Genomic DNA, 18,453 nt, shown 5'->3' on the forward strand with positions numbered 1-18,453 from the left:
TATCTCGGCAATAAAGAAAATTTAGCTTTCTGCTTATTGATGCCGTTTGCATAAAATTGAATAAATTTAGCAAATCATCGCCTATCACTATTCCGTGACTTTCACAGGAGATGACTTCGTTATGGTTTTGTCGGTAATTATCTCTGGGGCAATAAAATACTAAGTATATGTTTAAATATATAGCGACATGTTTTATTGCTTTAATTTTTGCCCCAAGCGTTTCCGGGCAAAAAAAGATGGACATTGCTACCATTAAACTAAAGCTTGATAACCAAAAAAACAAAGCCGACACCAATACTATTAAGCTGCAAATACAATTAGGTAGCTATTATCTCAACAAGCAAGGCGACCACAAAGAGGTGTTGGATAGCGGCATCACCGCTTTCAATAAAGCCATACAAATGAGTGTTGCCATCCATTCGGCAAAGTGGCTTAACGAAGCTATGATGCTTAAAGGGGCGGCGTATCTCAAGCAGGACAACCTGAAGCAGGGTAAAGCTGTTTTTATGGAAGTAGTTGGTTATTACCATAAAACAGGTGATCAGTACCAGGAAGGTAAAACCCTGGCCCGCTTAGGCGATAATATATCTATAGACGATACAGTTGCCATTCCTGATAAAATAAATAGTTATGAGCAGGCCCGGGCCTTATTTCAGCAAACGGGCCATAAACTGGATGAGGCTGATATGAACAAAAACATAGCCGACATCCATCTTAGCCAAAAGAAACTTGATCTGGCCGAAACCGAACTGCGCCGGGTGCTGGCCCAATACAAAGCAATAGGTTACAAAAAACTTCATTATACCTATCATTCCCTTGCCGAGATAAGCAAACAAAAGGTTGATCTGCATAACGAGCTTTTATATCGCCACGAGGTAATAAAAAGTATGAACGCCACGGCTGATACGGCTTTGGCCGATTTTTATTACGCCAAACTTGCATTGGTATACGCCGATCTGAATAAATATGACCAAAGCCTCATCTATATTCTTAAATCGGCAGAGATACTAAAGCATAGAAAACAATACGAAGATTTTTATGGGTACCTGAGCCTCATTATTTATGATTTCATAACAGCTAAAAGGCCTAAAGAAGCACTGGCATACTTGAAACAGGCGGTAAAAGATGTACCACCAAAGATCCTGGCGCAAAAGGTTGATATGTATGAGGCATTTGGCAACATCTACGTTGCACTGAAAGATTACCCGGAAGCCGAGCGATACTATCTGAAAATGATGGACGTATATAAGGTTACTAACTTTAGTAAAGACTTTTATACCACCAACGAGCAAATGGTTACTGATTTTGTTCATTACAACGAAACCATGGCCGGCTTTTACCTGCTTATTCAACAATATAAAAAGGCGGGCATTTATACAAAACAGATCTTATCGCTGCCATCAAATACCATAAGGCCTATCACACTCACCAAGATTCATGGCATGCAGTTCCGGGTTGATTCGGCATCCGGCAACTATGTAGCTGCCATAAAACATTTCGAGACCCATAAACGCCTTGATGACTCGTTGTTTAATGCCATTAAAAACAAGCAGATAGAGGAGCTCGATATCAGATATAAGACTAATGAAAACAAGCAGTCGATAAGGTTTTTACAGGAACAGAGTAAGAATCAAAAAGCCGAACTGCAAAAGGTAAACATGCAGCGTAACATTACTTTTGGCGGTGTGGCCATGCTCATCATTATAGCAGGTTTGGCATTTAATGGCTACCGGCACAAGCAAAGGAGCAACCAGCAATTACAGTTAAAACAAACGGAAATTAACAATCAGAACCTATCGTTACAAATCCTGCTTAACGAAAAGGATGGTCTGTTAGATGAAAAGGACTGGCTGTTAAAGGAAGTGCATCACCGGGTAAAAAACAACCTGCAAATTGTAATGAGCCTGCTTAATACGCAATCGGCATTTTTGAAGAACAACGCGGCGCTTGCCGCAATCCGGGAAAGTCAAAACCGGGTACAGGCTATAGCGCTTATTCATCAAAAGTTGTACAGTAATTCGGATGTGGCTTACATCGATATGTCGGTTTATATTAATGAGCTGATCAATTACCTGGCCGATTGTTATGATCCCGGCGATAGGGGAATTCGTTTTGAGCAAATGATACAGCCCGTTAAGCTTGATGTTGCCCAGGCCGTACCTGTAGGCCTGATACTAAACGAGGCCATTACAAACGCCATAAAATATGCCTTTCCTGCGCAGCGGGGCGAAATTAAAGTAGCCTTACAACTGGCCGAGGAGACTATTATACTCACCATAGCCGATAATGGAATAGGCTTGCCTGTTAATTTTGACATCCAAAAAGCAAGCTCATTAGGGATGGAAATGATGAAAGCATTAAGTAAACAACTGGGTGGTTATTTTAAAATAGAAAATTACGGCGGCGCTATAATCACCGTGGAATTCAGGGCCGAGAAGATGTTAAATAATATTGAACGAAAAACTTTTGCAGCTAATTAAAATATGAACAAAAAGATATTAATAGTTGAGGATGAGTCGCTGGTGGCGTATGATCTGAAATTAATATTAACCCGTGCCGGTTATAAAGTTTGCGGCATTGCCGATTCTGTACCCGAAGCGTTGGAGATCATTGACGAGCAAAAACCGGAAATGGTATTGCTTGATATATTTTTAAAGGGCAGCCTGAATGGTATTGACCTTGCCAAAGTGCTCACTTCAAAAAATATAGCATTTGTATACCTGTCGGCTAATTTTCAGGAAAGTATCCTGGAACGAGCAAAGGCTACGCAACCCTATGGTTTTTTGGTAAAGCCATTCCGCGAAAAAGAACTACTGATAACCCTTGACGTGGCATTTTATCGCCATCAAAACAGTATTGAATCCAAATTGCGCCAGGAGCAGGCCCTGGAACAAGTATTTAAAAATATTGTTGCCGAACCGATAAACTGGAAACAAAAGTTGTTGAAAATAGCAATGAGTATCCAGCCGCATGTACCGTTTGATTATTTAACTGTTACCATGAAAAATGGTGCGGGTTTTCCTGACAACGCCATTTCATTTTTGCGTACAGGGTTTGATGAATACCAGGTTATAGGCCCAGATGAATTGGTAAACATCACAAAAACAAATAAAAAACAGCTTAACCAGATGCAGGAGGACAGTCCGCGGATAACCAAGGCTGATTTTTATAATGCTGCTAATTTTGTTAAGATTTGGCCGCAGTTTCCCGTTAAAAAGCTTATTGCCCAGGTTTTTAATATGCAATCGTTTTTAGGATTGCCTTTGCTTTCGTCAGGAGGAGATGTTATTCATTTTTCGTTTTACAGCCGCAAAACCGACTGTTATACCCATGATCATTTGATCTTGTTAGATCGGCTGTACAGATCATTACTGACCACGGTGGAGGAGATCATCCCATTTGATGTGCCTGAACCCTCACTAACGAGGGTTGATAAATTAGGCCAAAATCAATTAAGTGAGAAAAGCAAGGCTGCAGGTTTTAAAGATATTATCGGTAAAAGCCATCAGATGCTCACCGTACTCGACCACATTGGCATAGTAGCTCCGCTTGATACATCGGTATTGGTTTTAGGCGAAAGCGGTACAGGTAAAGAGCAGATAGCTAAGAGTATCCACTATTTGTCGCCCCGTAAAAACAAGCCTTTGGTAGTGGTAAACTGTGCCTCCATGCCGGCTACCCTGATTGAGTCCGAACTGTTCGGGCACGAAAAAGGTTCTTTCACCGGGGCTGTGGAAAAACGTACCGGCAAATTTGAACTGGCCGATGGCGGTACTATTTTTCTGGATGAGATAGGAGAAATGCCGGCCGAATTGCAGGTTAAGCTATTACGTGTTTTACAGGAGCAGGAGATTGAACGCATTGGCGGCAGAGGCCCGGTGAAGATCAACGTACGCATAGTTGCGGCTACTAACCGCAACCTTGAAAAAGAAGTTGAAGAAGGCCGCTTCCGGCTCGATTTATATTACAGGCTGTTTGTGTTCCCGATCATCATTCCACCTTTAAGGGAACGTAAAGATGATATCCCGGTATTGGCTAATCATTTCCTGGCACGTTACGCGCAAAAGATCGGTAAAGCGGTAACGGGGATCTCAGCAAACGTAATGGCCCAACTGCTTGAATACCACTGGCCGGGCAACGTGCGCGAGCTGGAGCATTTTATTGAACGCAGTATCCTGTTAACGGATGGCCCGGTAATAAAAGACGTTTACCTGCCCAAGCTGCAGGGAAAAAAGGAAAGCCCTGTTTATGCCGAAATGCCGACCGACAGATTAAAAACCATTGATGAACACGCCCGCGACCATATTTTAGACGTGCTAAAACGTTGCAATGGCAAAATAAGCGGTAAGGATGGGGCAGCTTCCAAATTAGGTTTGCCGCCATCAACCCTGCATTCAAAAATGCAAAAGCTGGGGATCAAAAAATGGGAGTAGGGCTGCTATATTTTATAGTAACTTATTGATTTTAAGTTGGTTTTGATTGGTGCGAACTTAAAGCCAACTTTCTCGCCGCGAGACTGCTTTGAGAGGTAACCCTATCTTTTGTTTAATTTATTGATTGTCAAGCATATGTATTATATTTTTGCGATTTCTGTTAACCCTGTTAACCCCCCGCTGGCCATTAACTTAAGGGATTGAAGTGTGAAGAAATGGGCGATTCCCCGCCTTAGAGGGGAGAGGGGTGTGTTTCTGCTTTGATAAATCTACCGCAGAAACACACACCTATTACCGCTCATGCCTCCGCGCACCCCTCTTGAGACGGGATTGTAAAGTTTTTGACCGATCAGTCATTTAATTTACACACCTCTTTAATAATATCGGCCTGCTTTCAATACTTTATCATTTTGATAATTTATATATCCCAAAATGATAGGAGGGCGGTGGCTGCTCGTAGTCGCTTTGGTGCAGTGTGTGTATTTTAGGGGCTTTTATTAGCTTTTGGCATAGGTTTAGTTTGTTGCCGGTTTTTATCATTAAGTTGAAAAGTCATGGCAGCATTTTATATTATACTTAAAGTTACCGCTTTAATAGCAGTTATTATTGTTTCAATTACCGGCCCTAAAAAGAAAAAAGCATCCCCTAAAACTGAGATAAGCGGATTGGCTGTAAATGCCGATGGCTGCCTTGAGCATTTCAAAAACAGCCCTGAATACCATCAGCCGGTTGAATAATTATCAAAATATCTTGTTTTGAAAATAGAAGCCTTTCATTTTGATAGGCTTTTTTTATGCTCCGGACCTGCGCTAAAAACTAAAATCTTCATTTACATGGCCTAAACCTATAAATGGTACAAGCGTACCACAACGGGCATTCTTTTAGCATTGGGATATGTACAGTTATTCAACAAATCCGTGCTGATAGCTGAAATAAACATATAAAATGGAAGATGAACGAATTATTGTAAGGCCGGCTATTCCGGCCGATGTAGTGTTCGCCGACGAAATTATCAGGGAAATGGAAAGTTCGGCCATAGCAAGAGGCTCGGGTATTTCCAAAAGATCGGCCGCCTCAGTAATAGAAAAAATCGATACTGGCAAAGCTATAATGGCCGTAACTGAAAATGGCGAATGGGTAGGTTTCTCCTACATCGAAACCTGGGACGATGGGAAATTTGTATCCAACAGCGGGCTCATCGTATCACCGCAACGCCGTAACCAGGGTGTAGCCTCCGAAATTAAGAACCGTATTTTTAACCTTTCGCGCAGTAAATACCCAACCGCCAAAATATTCAGTATCACATCTGGTTTGGCCATCATGAAAATGAATACCCGTCTTGGCTTTGAGCCCGTAACCTATGCCGAAGTAGCAGGTGAACCTCGTTTTTGGGATGCCTGCAAAAGCTGTGTAAACTACGATGTGCTGCAAAGTAAAAATCGCTGCAATTGCCTGTGTACGGCCATGTTATTCGACCCCCAACTAAACTAATCAGTTATGATAAAAACATTGAATGAGCAGCCCGTCACCTCCCTGGTGGGGCATACCATGCCTTTAAACCCGCATTTTTTTAGCGAATCAGTTGTGCTGCTGCAGCACATGATCAAAATATCGTCGTTCAGCGGCGATGAATGTGCGGTTGCCGATACTATACAACAGCATTTGCTTGGGTATTCGGTAAAGGTGAAACGGCAGGGAAACAATATCTGGTGCTTTAATAAATACTACGATGAAACTAAACCGACAATATTGCTTAACTCTCATATGGATACGGTTGTGCCAAACGAAGCTTACACAAAAGACCCGTTTTGTCCGGAAATAAGCGAAGGGAAACTTTATGGCCTGGGGAGTAATGATGCGGGTGGTTGTGTGGTATCGTTAATTGCTGCTTTCCTGCATTTTTATTGCTATCAGGGCCTGGGTTTTAATTTATGCCTCGCCATTACTGCTGAAGAGGAGAACTCCGGCGAAAATGGCATTAAATCAATCCTGCCCCTGCTGGGCAATTGCGAGCTGGCTATAGTTGGTGAGCCTACTTTATTGCAGATGGCCATTGCCGAAAAAGGCAATTTGGTTATTGATTGCGTAAGCAATGGCCGCCCCGGTCACGCCGCGCGCGAAGAGGGCGATAATGCCATTCACAAATGCCTGCGTGATCTGGAATGGTTTAGCCTTTACCAGTTTCCGCAACAATTAAAAGGTATTGCACCCGTAAAAATGACGGTAACCACGATTAAGGCAGGTTCGCAACATAACATTGTGCCCGGCCGCTGCGAGTTCACTGTTGATATCAGGCATGACGATACATTTTCACAGCATGAAATTGTTGATATCATCAAACGTAATGTATCCTGCCAGGTAAGTCCACGCGCCGGTTCATTAGCCGCGTCATCGGTATCTCCTGAGCATCCTATAGTTAAAACGGGAATAGCTGTTGGCTGCAAAACTTATATCTCGCCTACCACATCTGATCAGGCCTGGTTATCCATCCCTTCGGTAAAGATTGGTCCCGGTGATTCGGCCCGCTCACATTCGGCCGATGAATTTATTTACCTCGAAGAGATCAAGAAGGGGATCAGCTTATATGTGAGGTTGCTGGAAACACTACCGCTGATGCTCATCAATAATCCAAACAAATACAAAAATGAAATCAGGCATATTAATAATTGATGACGAAGTTAAGCTGAGCGAACTGATGGCCCGGATCCTGGTGCTGGAAGGTTATCACGTAATTCAGGCACCAAATGCCAAAGCTGGTCTGCGGATCATTGAGCGCGAGGATGTGAGGGTGGTGCTGAGCGATGTGAAACTGCCCGATGCCAATGGCGTTGAACTGGTGCAGCGCATCAAACAAATAAAGCCCTACATCGAAATCATCAACCTAACGGCCTTTGGTACCATCAGCGACGGGGTGCTGGCTATTAAAAACGGAGCCTTTGATTATATAACCAAAGGCGATGATAACGATAGGATCATTCCGCTGGTAAGTAAAGCGCTTGATAAAGCCAACCTGCAATATCACATTAACGAGCTGCAAAATGAGGTTGAAGCCCAACATGGTTTCCCTATAGTGTTAGGGCAATCGCCGGCGATACTGGAGGCGGTTGAACTGGCAAAAAAAGTAGCCTGCACTGATGCCACCGTTTTGCTTTTAGGCGAAACCGGCACAGGCAAGGAAGTATTTGCCGAAGCCATCCATTATGAAAGCCTGCGTAAAGACAAGCCTTTTGTTGCCGTTAACTGCAGTGCTTTTAGCAAAGAGTTATTGGAAAGTGAATTGTTTGGTTACAAGGCCGGGGCATTTACCGGTGCGCTCAAAGACAAGAAAGGCTTGTTTGAAGAAGCCAATGGTGGTACTATTTTCCTGGATGAACTTGGCGAAATGAGCCATGACCTACAGGCCAAACTGTTGCGGGTATTAGAAAACGGTACTTTCATTAAAATAGGCGAAACCCGAACCATTAAAGTGAACGTACGCCTCATTGCAGCCACCAATCGCGATTTGCAAAAGGAATCGGAAGACGGGCACTTCAGACTCGATCTGTTTTATCGCCTTTCCGGCTTTTCTATAGTACTGCCGCCCCTGCGGGATAGGATAGGTGATATTGAGGTGCTGGCACGGCACTTTATCAAACTGTATTCGGCCAAAGTTAAGAAAAAGCAGCCTGATGTGGACGAGAACTTTTTTAAACTGCTCAACCAGCATAAGTGGAACGGCAATATCCGCGAACTTAAAAATGTAATTGAGCGGGTTATCATCCTGATGGACGAACCTATACTCACTCCTAAGCTACTCCCCAACGAATTTCATAACGGTGGTTATTATGACCTTGTAGCACTTGATTTGGATAGCGTAGAACGCCACCACATCCGCAGGGTCCTGAAATATGTGAAAGGCAATAAATCAGAAGCTGCAAGGGTGCTTGGAATTGGTTTAGCCACCCTGTACCGTAAAATTGAAGAGTATCATATTATTATGAATTGATTAACAAAGAGAGGATGTCATGCTGAGTTTATCGAAGCATAGTGGGCAGGCCTCTGCCCACGACCCTTCGACAAGCTCAGGGTGACAGGACCCACTAGTTTGATATTACACTTCAGAGACTACGAACTCTTATCTAATCACCATGAGAAAACCGCCTTCTCAAAATGAAACAGAACATTCAACTATCCCCAACCAAAATATAAAACAAAAACTAATAAAGAGCTGATAATCAAATCGGCGGAAAATATTGCAGCCGCTTTGGTATAGCAATTGGCAGGCGTGCCATAATTAACGCAGGCAAGAGCAATTAAAACTAAAACACTGCAACCCGCTCCGGCCGCGAACAAATAATCTCATACAAAAAATGAAAAAACTTCTCTTATTTATTGCTTTAGGCCTTACTTTACTTTTAGCCTATGCCCAGGCAAACGCTGCATCATTACCACATAGCACCACAATTAAAGACACCGTAAAAACTAAACCCGAACCATTTGCCTTTGGCGATTTTACCTGGCTTAACGGCAACGACCGCCGTCATAAAGCCCTGCTCGATACTAAATACTTTACCGGTCGTTTCCTGCTTGATTTTAACTATACCGCTTCAAACAATAACCCGATAGACCATACCGTGGTTGGTTCAACCGCTCTGGCGCGTGACCATGAGTTTGAGATCTCGACGGTAGCTTTCGGCGGAGATTTTCATTATGATAACGTGCGTGCCAGCGTACTTACCCAATTTGGTACGCGATCAACTGTAGTGCCCCGTAACGACTTCAGTGTTACCCGCGGACAGTTTGATCTTTCAACAGCTTACCGCTACCTGAGCGAAGCCAACGCCGGTTACCATTTTAATGTGTTGAACGGTATCAACGTTGATGCAGGTTTGTTCATGTCGTACGTAGGTTTGTTCTCGTACTATAATGCCGAAAACTGGGCTTACCAGCCATCCTTCACCAGTGATAATACGCCATGGTTTTTTAACGGTGTGCGTGTGCAGATCTTTGTATCGGACAAACTGAAAATTGAGCCTTGGCTGATTAACGGCTGGCAATCATACGGGATGTTTAACAGCAGGCCAGGCATTGGTGGTCAGGTTCTTTGGCGCCCTAAAGAATGGCTTCAGGTGCTAAGTAATAACTATTATGGTGCCGATACCCAGGATAAACCGGGTCGTAAGCGCTTCCATACTGATAACAGCGTGGAGGTACGTTATTACAAAAATAAAAACACTTTCGTAAACAGTGCGGCCTTCTCTATAACAGGCGACCTTGGCGATGAAAAAGGCGATGGCGTTAACGGTTTCAAATCCGATCCTGTTAAAGGGCCGGCCCAATACTTTGCCAGCGCCATGTTTTATCACCGTATGGTAATGGCTAAAGGTCATTTAGGCTGGACAGTAGGCAGCGGTGTAATGAACAACCCCGGCCGTTACCTGGTGCTTTACCCAACGGGCGATGCCAACCCCATCCCGGCAGTGGGCACAGGTGCAGTTGGTACACATCCGTTCTCGGCTAATCCCGGCGATAAGTTCCATGCTTATGACTATTCAACTACCGTGGATCTGATGCCTAACGATTACCTGACTTTCAGGATGGAAGTGGAACACCGCCATGCCGATGTTCCTTACTTTGCCGGTCATGGTGGCGTTACATCTCCTGATGGTTATAATACTACACCACTTGGCGGTACCAATTTTGTCCCCGATTTGGTGAATTCTGAAACAAGATTTATAGCTGCCTTATTGGTGCGTTTTTAAGCGCAAAGAGGCGTGTAACATAAACGTACTTTAAAACCGCGATAACTTATCCCGTTTGGATTGCAGGGCTAGGTTTAGTAAAGGTTGGAGGCCGGGTTTTGCCGCCCGGCTTTTTTATGCCCTTAATTTTAAGATTAAATAGTAAACAAAATGAAAAATTCAATTAAAATGATCATCATCACAATGATGATAAGTATACAGGCGAACCGACTTGTGGCACAAAACACAAATGCAAACGCAGGTATTTATTTAACTGTACAGGATTACAAAGCCGGCAGGCTAAGCTATGTGCCCGAAGCTGGTGAAAAACTAAAAATCAATGATTTTTTTGGAGGAAAGCACATCAGCGTTAAAGCCGGAAGTAAAAAGATCAGTCTGTTAAAGGGCAATGTTTTTGGCTACCGCGACGGAGGTAAAAATTACAGGTTTTATCAAAATGAAGCATATGAGATACTTGATACAGCCGGTTTTCCGCTTTATACACATGCACAAATAATACCGCAAGGAAAAGGCTATGCCCGCTACGAAAAGTATTTCTTCAGTGCCGCTATAGCAACGCCTGTTTTAAACTTAACTGTAGCAAATGTGTACAAGAGTTTCCCTGACCAAAATGATTTCAGGTATAGCATCCGCAATTACTTTCACGGCGATGCTGATCTGATGGCTTATGACAGTGTTAACCGGGAGTACCAGATCAAGTGCCTGTATTTTGAACATCAGCATGCAAAAGGTATTCAGCATGCATCCCTATAAAATAATTAAAATTGATTTCAAAAACCAAACAGTAATCCCGGCGCGGAGCCGGGACTATTTACTTTTCTAAAGCCTGTTTAATATCCGCCATCAAATAATGTGGATCTTCCAAACCAATATACATCCGGATTAATTGATGATGGTCGTTATCGGCCGAATACTCATCCTCACTAAAAGAAGCGATGGCCGGCACAACAAGGCTTTCATGGCCTCCCCACGACACAGCAAGTAAAATATGTTGCAGGCTGTTACAAAACTTTTCAATTTTACTAAATGAACTGTGCTTTAATACGAGGCTAAATAAACCTCCGCAGCCCTGCATTTGTTGGCTAACCAAATCGGCCTGATTGAATTTGGGACTAAAAGGCCAGATCACATCCTGTACAGCCGGATGAGAGACAAGCCATTCTGTAATGATCCGGGTACTTTCAAAGCTGCGCTGCAGCCGCAGCGGGAGCGTTCTTAATCCCCGCAAAAGCAGCCATGCCGAGTGGGGCGACAGCGCCGGACCGGTATTCATGAACTCGTGCTCAAAGATTTTTTTAAGCATAGCCTTGCTGCCGGTAAGCACACCTGCCACAACATCCGAATGGCCGCCGATATATTTTGTTGCTGATTGCGCCACAAGATCAACCCCCATTGATATGGGCTGCTGATAAAGGGGACTACAGTAGCTGTTATCAATCATGGTTGTGATGCCCCTTGATTTGGCAAAGCCGGTCACTTTTCTGATGTCCTGTAAGGCATAACAAAATGTATTAGGGCTTTCGAGGTAAATTAAGCGGGTTTGCGGAGTTGCAGCTTGTTCAAAATTTTCAAAAACTGTTCCGTCAATAAATGTGGTTGTAATGCCAAATTTGGGTAAAAAGTCTTTAAATAATTTAATTGTCCAACTGTACAGGTTATCCACGGCAATAATATGATCACCGGATTTTAACAGCGATAAAATGGGGACACTTATAGCACTGATACCGCTGCTAAACAGCAGGGCGTCTTCCGCGCCATCTAACGCGGCGAGTTTTTTCCTGAGTATAGTGAGTGTGGGATTTTGCCCCCTTGAGTACAGGCTGCTTTCAAATTCATCATTCATTGCCCCCCTAAGTGCTGCAACGTCTTTAAAACAGAAATTGCTTGATTGCATAATTGGCGGCGAAACGGCGTTAAAGTAGTTCTCTCTTTCCTCCCCAAGCTCATTTAAAATAAATGACAAATCCATAATTAAAGTATAGTGTTAGGTTTTTGGCTTCGTTTTGTGATATAGTAGATAATAAGGCCGGCAATAAAAGCACAGATGCATATTAAAGCAGCCTGTGGGTTTTCAATAAAAATGCTGATAGTAACAAACCAATAGGTTGTAATAAATATGACAGGTATAACAGGGTACCATTTCATGATATAGATGCCTGTATTATTGAGATGTTTGGTTTTGCGCCGTAAAACGAAGATCGTTATAGCTGCAGTTGAAAGGCCAATGGTGTCAAAAAACATTACATAATTTAATATGTTTTGAAACGAATTGGCAAAAAACAGGATAATGAGCACCGCACCAACAAAAAAGCTCAATCCAAACTCCTGTACCTGGGTTTGGCTGTTTACACGTTTAAAGCGGGCTGGTAATATACCATCTTCGGCCATGGCGTAATAAACACGCGGGTTGGCCATAATATTAACGTTAACGAAAGCCAGTACCGAAACAAACATAAGCAGCGATACTATTTTATATCCCGCAGCACCAAACAAAACCCCTGCAAGGGTTGCCGCTAACGTAGTTTTATGCTGTAGCCCGCTGATACCTAAAACCGAATAATAGGCAAAGTTGATAAGCATGTATAATGATATCACGGTAGCTATTCCAAAAAATATAGCCTTGGGGATATTGATCTTCGGGTTTATAATATCGCCTCCAAAATTTATAGTTTGCTGATAACCGCCATAGGTAAAAAATACAGCTACCAAACTTATTCCGAACGCGCTTATATTGTTATTATTATGATATGCGATAACTTCTTTGGTAGCATTGATGTTACCTTTAAATACTGCCGCACACAAAATCAGGATCATGCCTATTTTAAAAAGCGTAAGTACGTTTTGAGTACGGGCACTCATTTTAATGCCCAGGTAGTTGATAATATATAAAACAACCACGGAAGTAATGGTCATGATTTTGATGCCCGCATCGTTTTGCAGGCTTTGTGGCATAATAATGGGGTTAATGTATTCCGCGCCTATCAATGCTACGGCAGCTACCGAAGCAGCGTTGCTGATCACCAACACCCAGTTAATCATAAAAGCAAAAGCAGGGTGGAAGCAATATGAAAACACTTTGTAGAAACCGCCTGTGGTAGGGTAGCGGGCACCAATTTCGGCAAAGGTGAGCGCCCCGCACAGGCTTACTGCTCCCCCAAGCAGCCAGGCTCCGAAATACAAAAGAGGTGTGCTTGAGTTTTTTGCTACTTCTGCCGGTGCTGCAAAAATGCCCATGCCTATTACGAGGCTCACAACAATCATTGAAAGATCAAAGCGGTTGAGTTTCGGGGTTATACTCATGAAATTTTAAAATACCAATTAATCAGGGAAAACACAAAATCTAAATTTAGCATTAATTTGTCAGCAATTGATACGATGAAAGCTTTTATACACAGGTCTTCTATTTTGATTTTTTAATGATCTTAATGAAAGTTTATAACTGTTTTGCAATAAATTGTTGTTGAAAAGGTCGAAAATGCAAGGCATACGCTATATTTACCAGTCCGGTTTTAAATGTTTATATTACAAGGTTAAAATATTGGCAATTAGCAAAATTAACTTGCCGGGTTTGATTGAAATAAAGCAAAAAGTTAAATTTTAACAGATATCTGTTTGATTAATTACCTGTTTAACATAAAAATTGATAACACTTTAAGATGCAGGGCATACTAAACCTTAAACCTGAATTTAAAAAACGATGATGAAAAAAAAAATATCCATTAAGGATATAGCCAAACTTACCGATACGTCAATAACTACTGTTTCATTTGTTTTAAATGGCAAGGGCCGTATCAGCAAAGAGATCAGTAAGAAGATATTGGATGTGGCCCAAAAAAATGGTTATGAACCTAATCGTATGGCGGTTGGTTTGCGTACGGGTGTTTCAAAAGTTATCGGGCTGATAGTGGAGAGCATTGGCGGGCCGTTTTTTGGAGAGATGGCAAAGGTTATTGAAGAGGAGGCTGAAAAAGACGGCTATCGTATTATTTATTGCAGCACCAACAATAACTTGCAAAAAGGTAAGGATATGATCAGGATGCTAAGCCAGCAACTGGTTGATGGTTATATTATTACCCCGATGAGGGGGCTGGAAAAAGATATCCAGAACCTGGTTGATAATGAAAAACCTGTAGTGCTTATTGACGGATATTTCCCCGGGACAAGCATCCCTCATGTGCTGGTTGATAATTATACAAGCGCCTACAACGCGGTTGATTGTTTTGTACGATCGGGATATAAAAATATCGGGATGGTGACTGCCGACCTCGGGCTGATCCAGCTAAACGACCGGAGCCTGGGCTACAAAGCTGCTTTAAAAGATAATAACCTGAAAGATAGCAGTAAGATGGTTTTAAAGGTTCCCTTTGATATGGACAAGAATGACGGGGTTGAGGCTGTTAAAGCATTTATTGAAAAGCAAAAACAAATGGATGCTGTTTTCTTTACCACCAATTATTTGGGTACCATGGGTTTGCAGGCCATCAAAGATCTTAAGCTTAATATCCCCGATGATTTGGCGGTGATAAGTTTTGATGATAATGAAGTGTTTAGCTTATACCCACCGGGTATCACTACCATACAACAACCTACTTACGATATTGCAAAATCGGCAATTGATATTTTAATGGCGCAGATCAACACCCATAAACTTGATGCTTCAAAAATTGATCTGAAAATCCCGTCGAAACTGATTGAGCGGGGATCGACCCTGTCGAAGGCTACGGCGTGACAATAGTTTACTATTTGGGTACACGAATATCCTCAAAATCATTTGGTAAAACGTTTTATTTAATTAGCTTTGAACACTGATGCTGCTCACCTGGTTAGTTAGAACCGGTTGGGTAGTAGGGGGCTAACTCCACAATAGTTCAACTGCTTCATAGTTCTTTTTTGATAATATTGTTTAATTAAAAAACGCCTGTTGTTTGAAGAGCAACAGGCGTTTGTTTTTGAACAAATTGAAAGGAAACTATTAATAATATTACAGAGGATTATGTTTTAATGATAAAACGTTTTATCTATATTTGGCTGGTTTATCATTATCAATCGCAAAAACCAAAACTATTCATGAAAAAAATATTTATTTTCTCACTATTCTTAATTTCGGGCTTGTTCATGGGTTTGAATGCCAATGCACAGGAAGTTTTTAAACAAAAAGGCTACCAGGTAACTTTTATCAGTAAGGATGCTGCATTTAGCACAGATTTGAAAGACAGGCTGATCAAAACCTTTTTTGAAGTGTATCCAAAGCTTGCCAAGGAGTACAACAAAAAAACATCTAAAAAAGTAACGTTTGTTATCGATACCGCTTATGACGGCGTGGCTGCTACCGGAAATGACACCGTAGTATTCAGCGCGAAGTATATGACCAAACATCCCGGCGATATTGACGTGGTTACCCACGAAGTAATGCATATTGTGCAGGCTTATGGCAACAGCGACGGCCCCGGCTGGTTAACCGAGGGGATTGCCGATTATGCCCGTTTTAAATTTGGTGTTGACAACGCCGGGGCCAAATGGGCATTACCCGCATTTAAATCGACCCAAAATTATGATAATGCTTACCGTGTAACTGCACGTTTTTTGCTTTGGGCGGAAAAAAACGCAAAGCCCGATCTGGTAAAAATACTTGATAAGCAACTGCGTGAACATACTTTCACCAACGACAGCTGGAAAAGCCTTACCGGTAAAACAGTGGATGAGTTGTGGGCCGCTTACGCTTCAAATCCCGCGGTTTAAACCGTTTGTTACAGGTATCTGTAACAAATACCACGTACTCCCATATTTAGCGGGCTGCTTTACATAAATTAGTTGCTTTGTTAAAAAGAGGTTACAAGGCCAGGGGCCGCGACGCAGAATTTCCTTATATATGAGAGGAAACAATGAATATACTTAAGATTACAATGAGAAGAATACTTACAGCATTATTAATAGGTACGGCCGTTTATAGCCAGGCTCAAAACAAAACAGAAAAGCTGGTTGATTATGTTAACCCTATTATAGGTACACAACGCATGGGGCATACCTATCCGGGAGCAACGGTGCCTTTTGGTATGGTGCAATTAAGCCCCGAAACAGACACTGCCAGCTATGAAAAGGACGGTCATTACAATCCTGATGTGTACAAATACTGCGCCGGGTATCAGTATGATGATAAAACGATTGTGGGTTTTAGTCACACTCACTTCAGTGGTACCGGCCACTCAGATCTGGGAGATTTTTTAATTATGCCTACAGTAGGTCAGCTAAAGCTTAATCCGGGTACTGCAGATAAGCCGGGCAGCGGCTATCGCTCGTCGTTTTCGCATCAGAACGAGGTAAGCGCTGCCAATTACTATAAGGTTAAATTGGATGATAATAACATCATTGCCGAGCTAACCGCAACTGCAAGGGTTGGTTTTCACCAATATACATTTCCTAAGTCAGATCAGTCGCACATCGTACTTGATTTGATGGCGGGTATCTATAACTATCCTGATAAAAACGTATGGACTTACCTTAAGGTGGTTAATGATTCCACTGTTGTTGGCTACCGTCAAACCAATGGTTGGGCCCGCACACGTACCTTATACTTCGCGATGGCATTTTCAAAACCATTTTATCAGCATGGGTATAAAAAATATGACAAGCGTGAGGTGTATGGTGGTTTCTGGGGGAAATTCAATCAAACCAAAAACTTCCCTGAAATTGCCGGCCGACAGATCCGCAGCTACTTCGACTTTAAAACCGAAGAAGGGGAGAAGATCAAAATTAAGTTTGCCATATCTCCTGTAAGTATGGACGGCGCGCTGAATAACATGCGTACCGAAGCGCCGGGCTGGGATTTTGACAAAGTGAAAAACGATGGTCAGCAGCTTTGGGAAAAAGAACTACACAAAATTGAGATTGCCGGGAGTAAAGAAACCAAGCAAAATTTCTACACTTCCATGTACCACACCATGATAAACCCTACGTTGTACATGGATGCCGATGGCCAGTACAAAGGTCTTGATCAAAATGTACATAAGGCTGATGGTTTTACCAATTACACTACATTTTCGCTTTGGGATACTTACAGGGCATTACACCCGCTGTTCAATATCATTGAGCCGAAACGTAACGCGGATATGATCCAGTCGATGCTGGCCCACTTTGATCAAAGTCCGGAGCATATGCTGCCGGTATGGTCAAACTCGGGTAACGAAAACTGGTGTATGAGCGGTTACCACAGCGTTGCTGTAATTGCCGATGCTGTAATAAAAGGTAATGTGAATTTTGATGCTGATAAAGCGCTTGATGCCTGCGTTACCACCGCCCGCCACCGGGATTATGAAGGCATTGGCGAGTATATGGATAAAGGTTTCATCCCTGATGAAAAAAGTGGCGTATCGGTGTCTTCAACCCTCGAATATGCTTTTGACGACTGGGCCATAGCTCAGCTTGCCAAAAAACTGAACAGGAACGATATCTACGAAGAGTTCATCAAGCGTTCAGAAAACTATAAAAACGTTTATGACCCTGCTATTGGATTCATGCGCCCTAAATTGGCTAATGGTGCATTCAGAACTAAGTTTGATCCACTGAGCACCATTAACGAAGGTTTTATTGAAGGTAACAGCTGGAACTATACGCTATTTGCGCCTCAGGATCCTGAAAGCCTGATCAAACTGATGGGCGGCGATAAACGTTTTGTGCGTTACCTGGATTCATTGTTTACCATGAACCTGCCCGATAAATATTTTGCCGAAACAGAAGATATCACCCGCGACGGGATCATTGGCAACTATGTACACGGTAACGAGCCGTCGCACCACGTAGCCTACTTGTACAACTGGACCGATAAACCTTGGAAAACGCAGGAGCGTGTACGCATGATTTTACCGATGATGTACAAGCCAACCCCCGACGGTTTAGGAGGCAATGATGATACAGGCCAGATGAGCGCCTGGTACATATTCACCTCACTTGGTTTTTACCCGGTAGCGCCGGGCTCTGATCAATACTCAACCGGTAGTCCGGTTGTTGACCATGCGGTGATCAATCTGGATAACGGTAAAAAGTTTACCATCAATGTAAAAAATCAGAGCGCTAAAAACGTTTATGTGCAAAAGATGGTATTAAACGGCAAACCTCTTGATAAACTGTTCATCAGTCATGACGAGATCATGAATGGCGGCGAGGTCACTTTTTACATGAGCTCGAAGCATAAGTAGAGATTGATTTTGATTTCGGATTTCCGATTTCGGAGTTAAAAAAGGGCTTTCCGCATTGGAAGGCCCTTTTGTGTTTATTGAAGGATA

Annotated in this window: 13 protein-coding genes; 11 read left to right on the forward strand and 2 right to left on the reverse strand. The window is 42.6% G+C overall.

Annotated features, from left to right (window positions below):
• Window positions 1-167: 167 nt before the first annotated feature.
• The 8 genes from FHW88_RS04930 to FHW88_RS04965 all read left to right on the forward strand — a co-directional run bounded on the left by FHW88_RS04930 (window position 168) and on the right by FHW88_RS04965 (window position 10,927).
• Complete coding sequence (locus tag FHW88_RS04930) at window positions 168-2,480, forward strand: histidine kinase dimerization/phosphoacceptor domain -containing protein (RefSeq protein WP_176623600.1); 2,313 nt, start codon at window positions 168-170, stop codon at window positions 2,478-2,480.
• 3 nt (window positions 2,481-2,483) lie between these two features.
• Complete coding sequence (locus tag FHW88_RS04935; RefSeq protein WP_176623602.1) at window positions 2,484-4,433, forward strand: sigma 54-interacting transcriptional regulator; 1,950 nt, start codon at window positions 2,484-2,486, stop codon at window positions 4,431-4,433.
• Between the two features lie 554 nt (window positions 4,434-4,987).
• Entirely contained in the window at window positions 4,988-5,170 is a 183-nt protein-coding gene (locus FHW88_RS04940; protein WP_090524214.1) for a hypothetical protein, read from the forward strand.
• Between the two features lie 208 nt (window positions 5,171-5,378).
• Window positions 5,379-5,924 (forward strand): N-acetyltransferase, encoded by a 546-nt coding sequence (locus FHW88_RS04945; protein WP_090524217.1) that lies wholly within the window; start codon window positions 5,379-5,381, stop codon window positions 5,922-5,924.
• Window positions 5,925-5,930: 6 nt separating this feature from the next.
• Entirely contained in the window at window positions 5,931-7,103 is a 1,173-nt protein-coding gene (locus FHW88_RS04950; protein ID WP_317171319.1) for a M20/M25/M40 family metallo-hydrolase, read from the forward strand.
• Window positions 7,078-8,418 carry a sigma-54-dependent transcriptional regulator gene (locus FHW88_RS04955; RefSeq protein ID WP_090524220.1) on the forward strand — a complete coding sequence of 447 codons (1,341 nt, stop codon included), beginning with the start codon at window positions 7,078-7,080 and terminating at the stop codon, window positions 8,416-8,418. The genes FHW88_RS04950 and FHW88_RS04955 overlap by 26 nt, the downstream gene beginning before the upstream one ends.
• A 364-nt stretch (window positions 8,419-8,782) precedes the next feature.
• Window positions 8,783-10,174, forward strand: a complete 1,392-nt coding sequence (locus FHW88_RS04960; protein ID WP_176623604.1) for an outer membrane beta-barrel protein — start codon at window positions 8,783-8,785, stop codon at window positions 10,172-10,174.
• A gap of 150 nt (window positions 10,175-10,324) precedes the next feature.
• Window positions 10,325-10,927, forward strand: coding sequence for a hypothetical protein (locus tag FHW88_RS04965; protein ID WP_176623606.1), 603 nt, complete (start codon window positions 10,325-10,327; stop codon window positions 10,925-10,927).
• A 58-nt stretch (window positions 10,928-10,985) separates the two neighbouring features.
• Here FHW88_RS04965 and FHW88_RS04970 read toward each other — a convergent pair whose 3' ends face one another.
• A complete protein-coding gene (locus tag FHW88_RS04970; RefSeq protein WP_176623608.1) occupies window positions 10,986-12,143 on the reverse strand; it encodes a trans-sulfuration enzyme family protein in 1,158 nt (385 codons plus the stop codon).
• 2 nt (window positions 12,144-12,145) lie between these two features.
• The gene (locus tag FHW88_RS04975) at window positions 12,146-13,474 is read right to left on the reverse strand and encodes an APC family permease (protein ID WP_090524233.1); all 1,329 of its coding nucleotides are present in this window, start codon (window positions 13,472-13,474) and stop codon (window positions 12,146-12,148) included.
• Between the two features lie 397 nt (window positions 13,475-13,871).
• On the opposite strand from FHW88_RS04975, the gene FHW88_RS04980 reads away from it, so the two are divergent.
• The 3 genes from FHW88_RS04980 to FHW88_RS04990 all read left to right on the forward strand — a co-directional run bounded on the left by FHW88_RS04980 (window position 13,872) and on the right by FHW88_RS04990 (window position 18,366).
• The gene (locus FHW88_RS04980; protein ID WP_090524237.1) at window positions 13,872-14,903 is read left to right on the forward strand and encodes a LacI family DNA-binding transcriptional regulator; all 1,032 of its coding nucleotides are present in this window, start codon (window positions 13,872-13,874) and stop codon (window positions 14,901-14,903) included.
• Window positions 14,904-15,241: 338 nt separating this feature from the next.
• Window positions 15,242-15,913: a basic secretory protein-like protein gene (locus tag FHW88_RS04985; RefSeq protein ID WP_176623610.1), complete on the forward strand. Its 672-nt coding sequence runs from the start codon at window positions 15,242-15,244 to the stop codon at window positions 15,911-15,913.
• A 143-nt stretch (window positions 15,914-16,056) separates the two neighbouring features.
• Window positions 16,057-18,366, forward strand: coding sequence for a GH92 family glycosyl hydrolase (locus tag FHW88_RS04990; protein WP_176623612.1), 2,310 nt, complete (start codon window positions 16,057-16,059; stop codon window positions 18,364-18,366).
• The last annotated feature ends 87 nt before the right edge of the window (window positions 18,367-18,453 follow it).

Source organism: Mucilaginibacter sp. SG538B, from assembly GCF_013376065.1.
Taxonomy (GTDB): domain Bacteria; phylum Bacteroidota; class Bacteroidia; order Sphingobacteriales; family Sphingobacteriaceae; genus Mucilaginibacter; species Mucilaginibacter rubeus.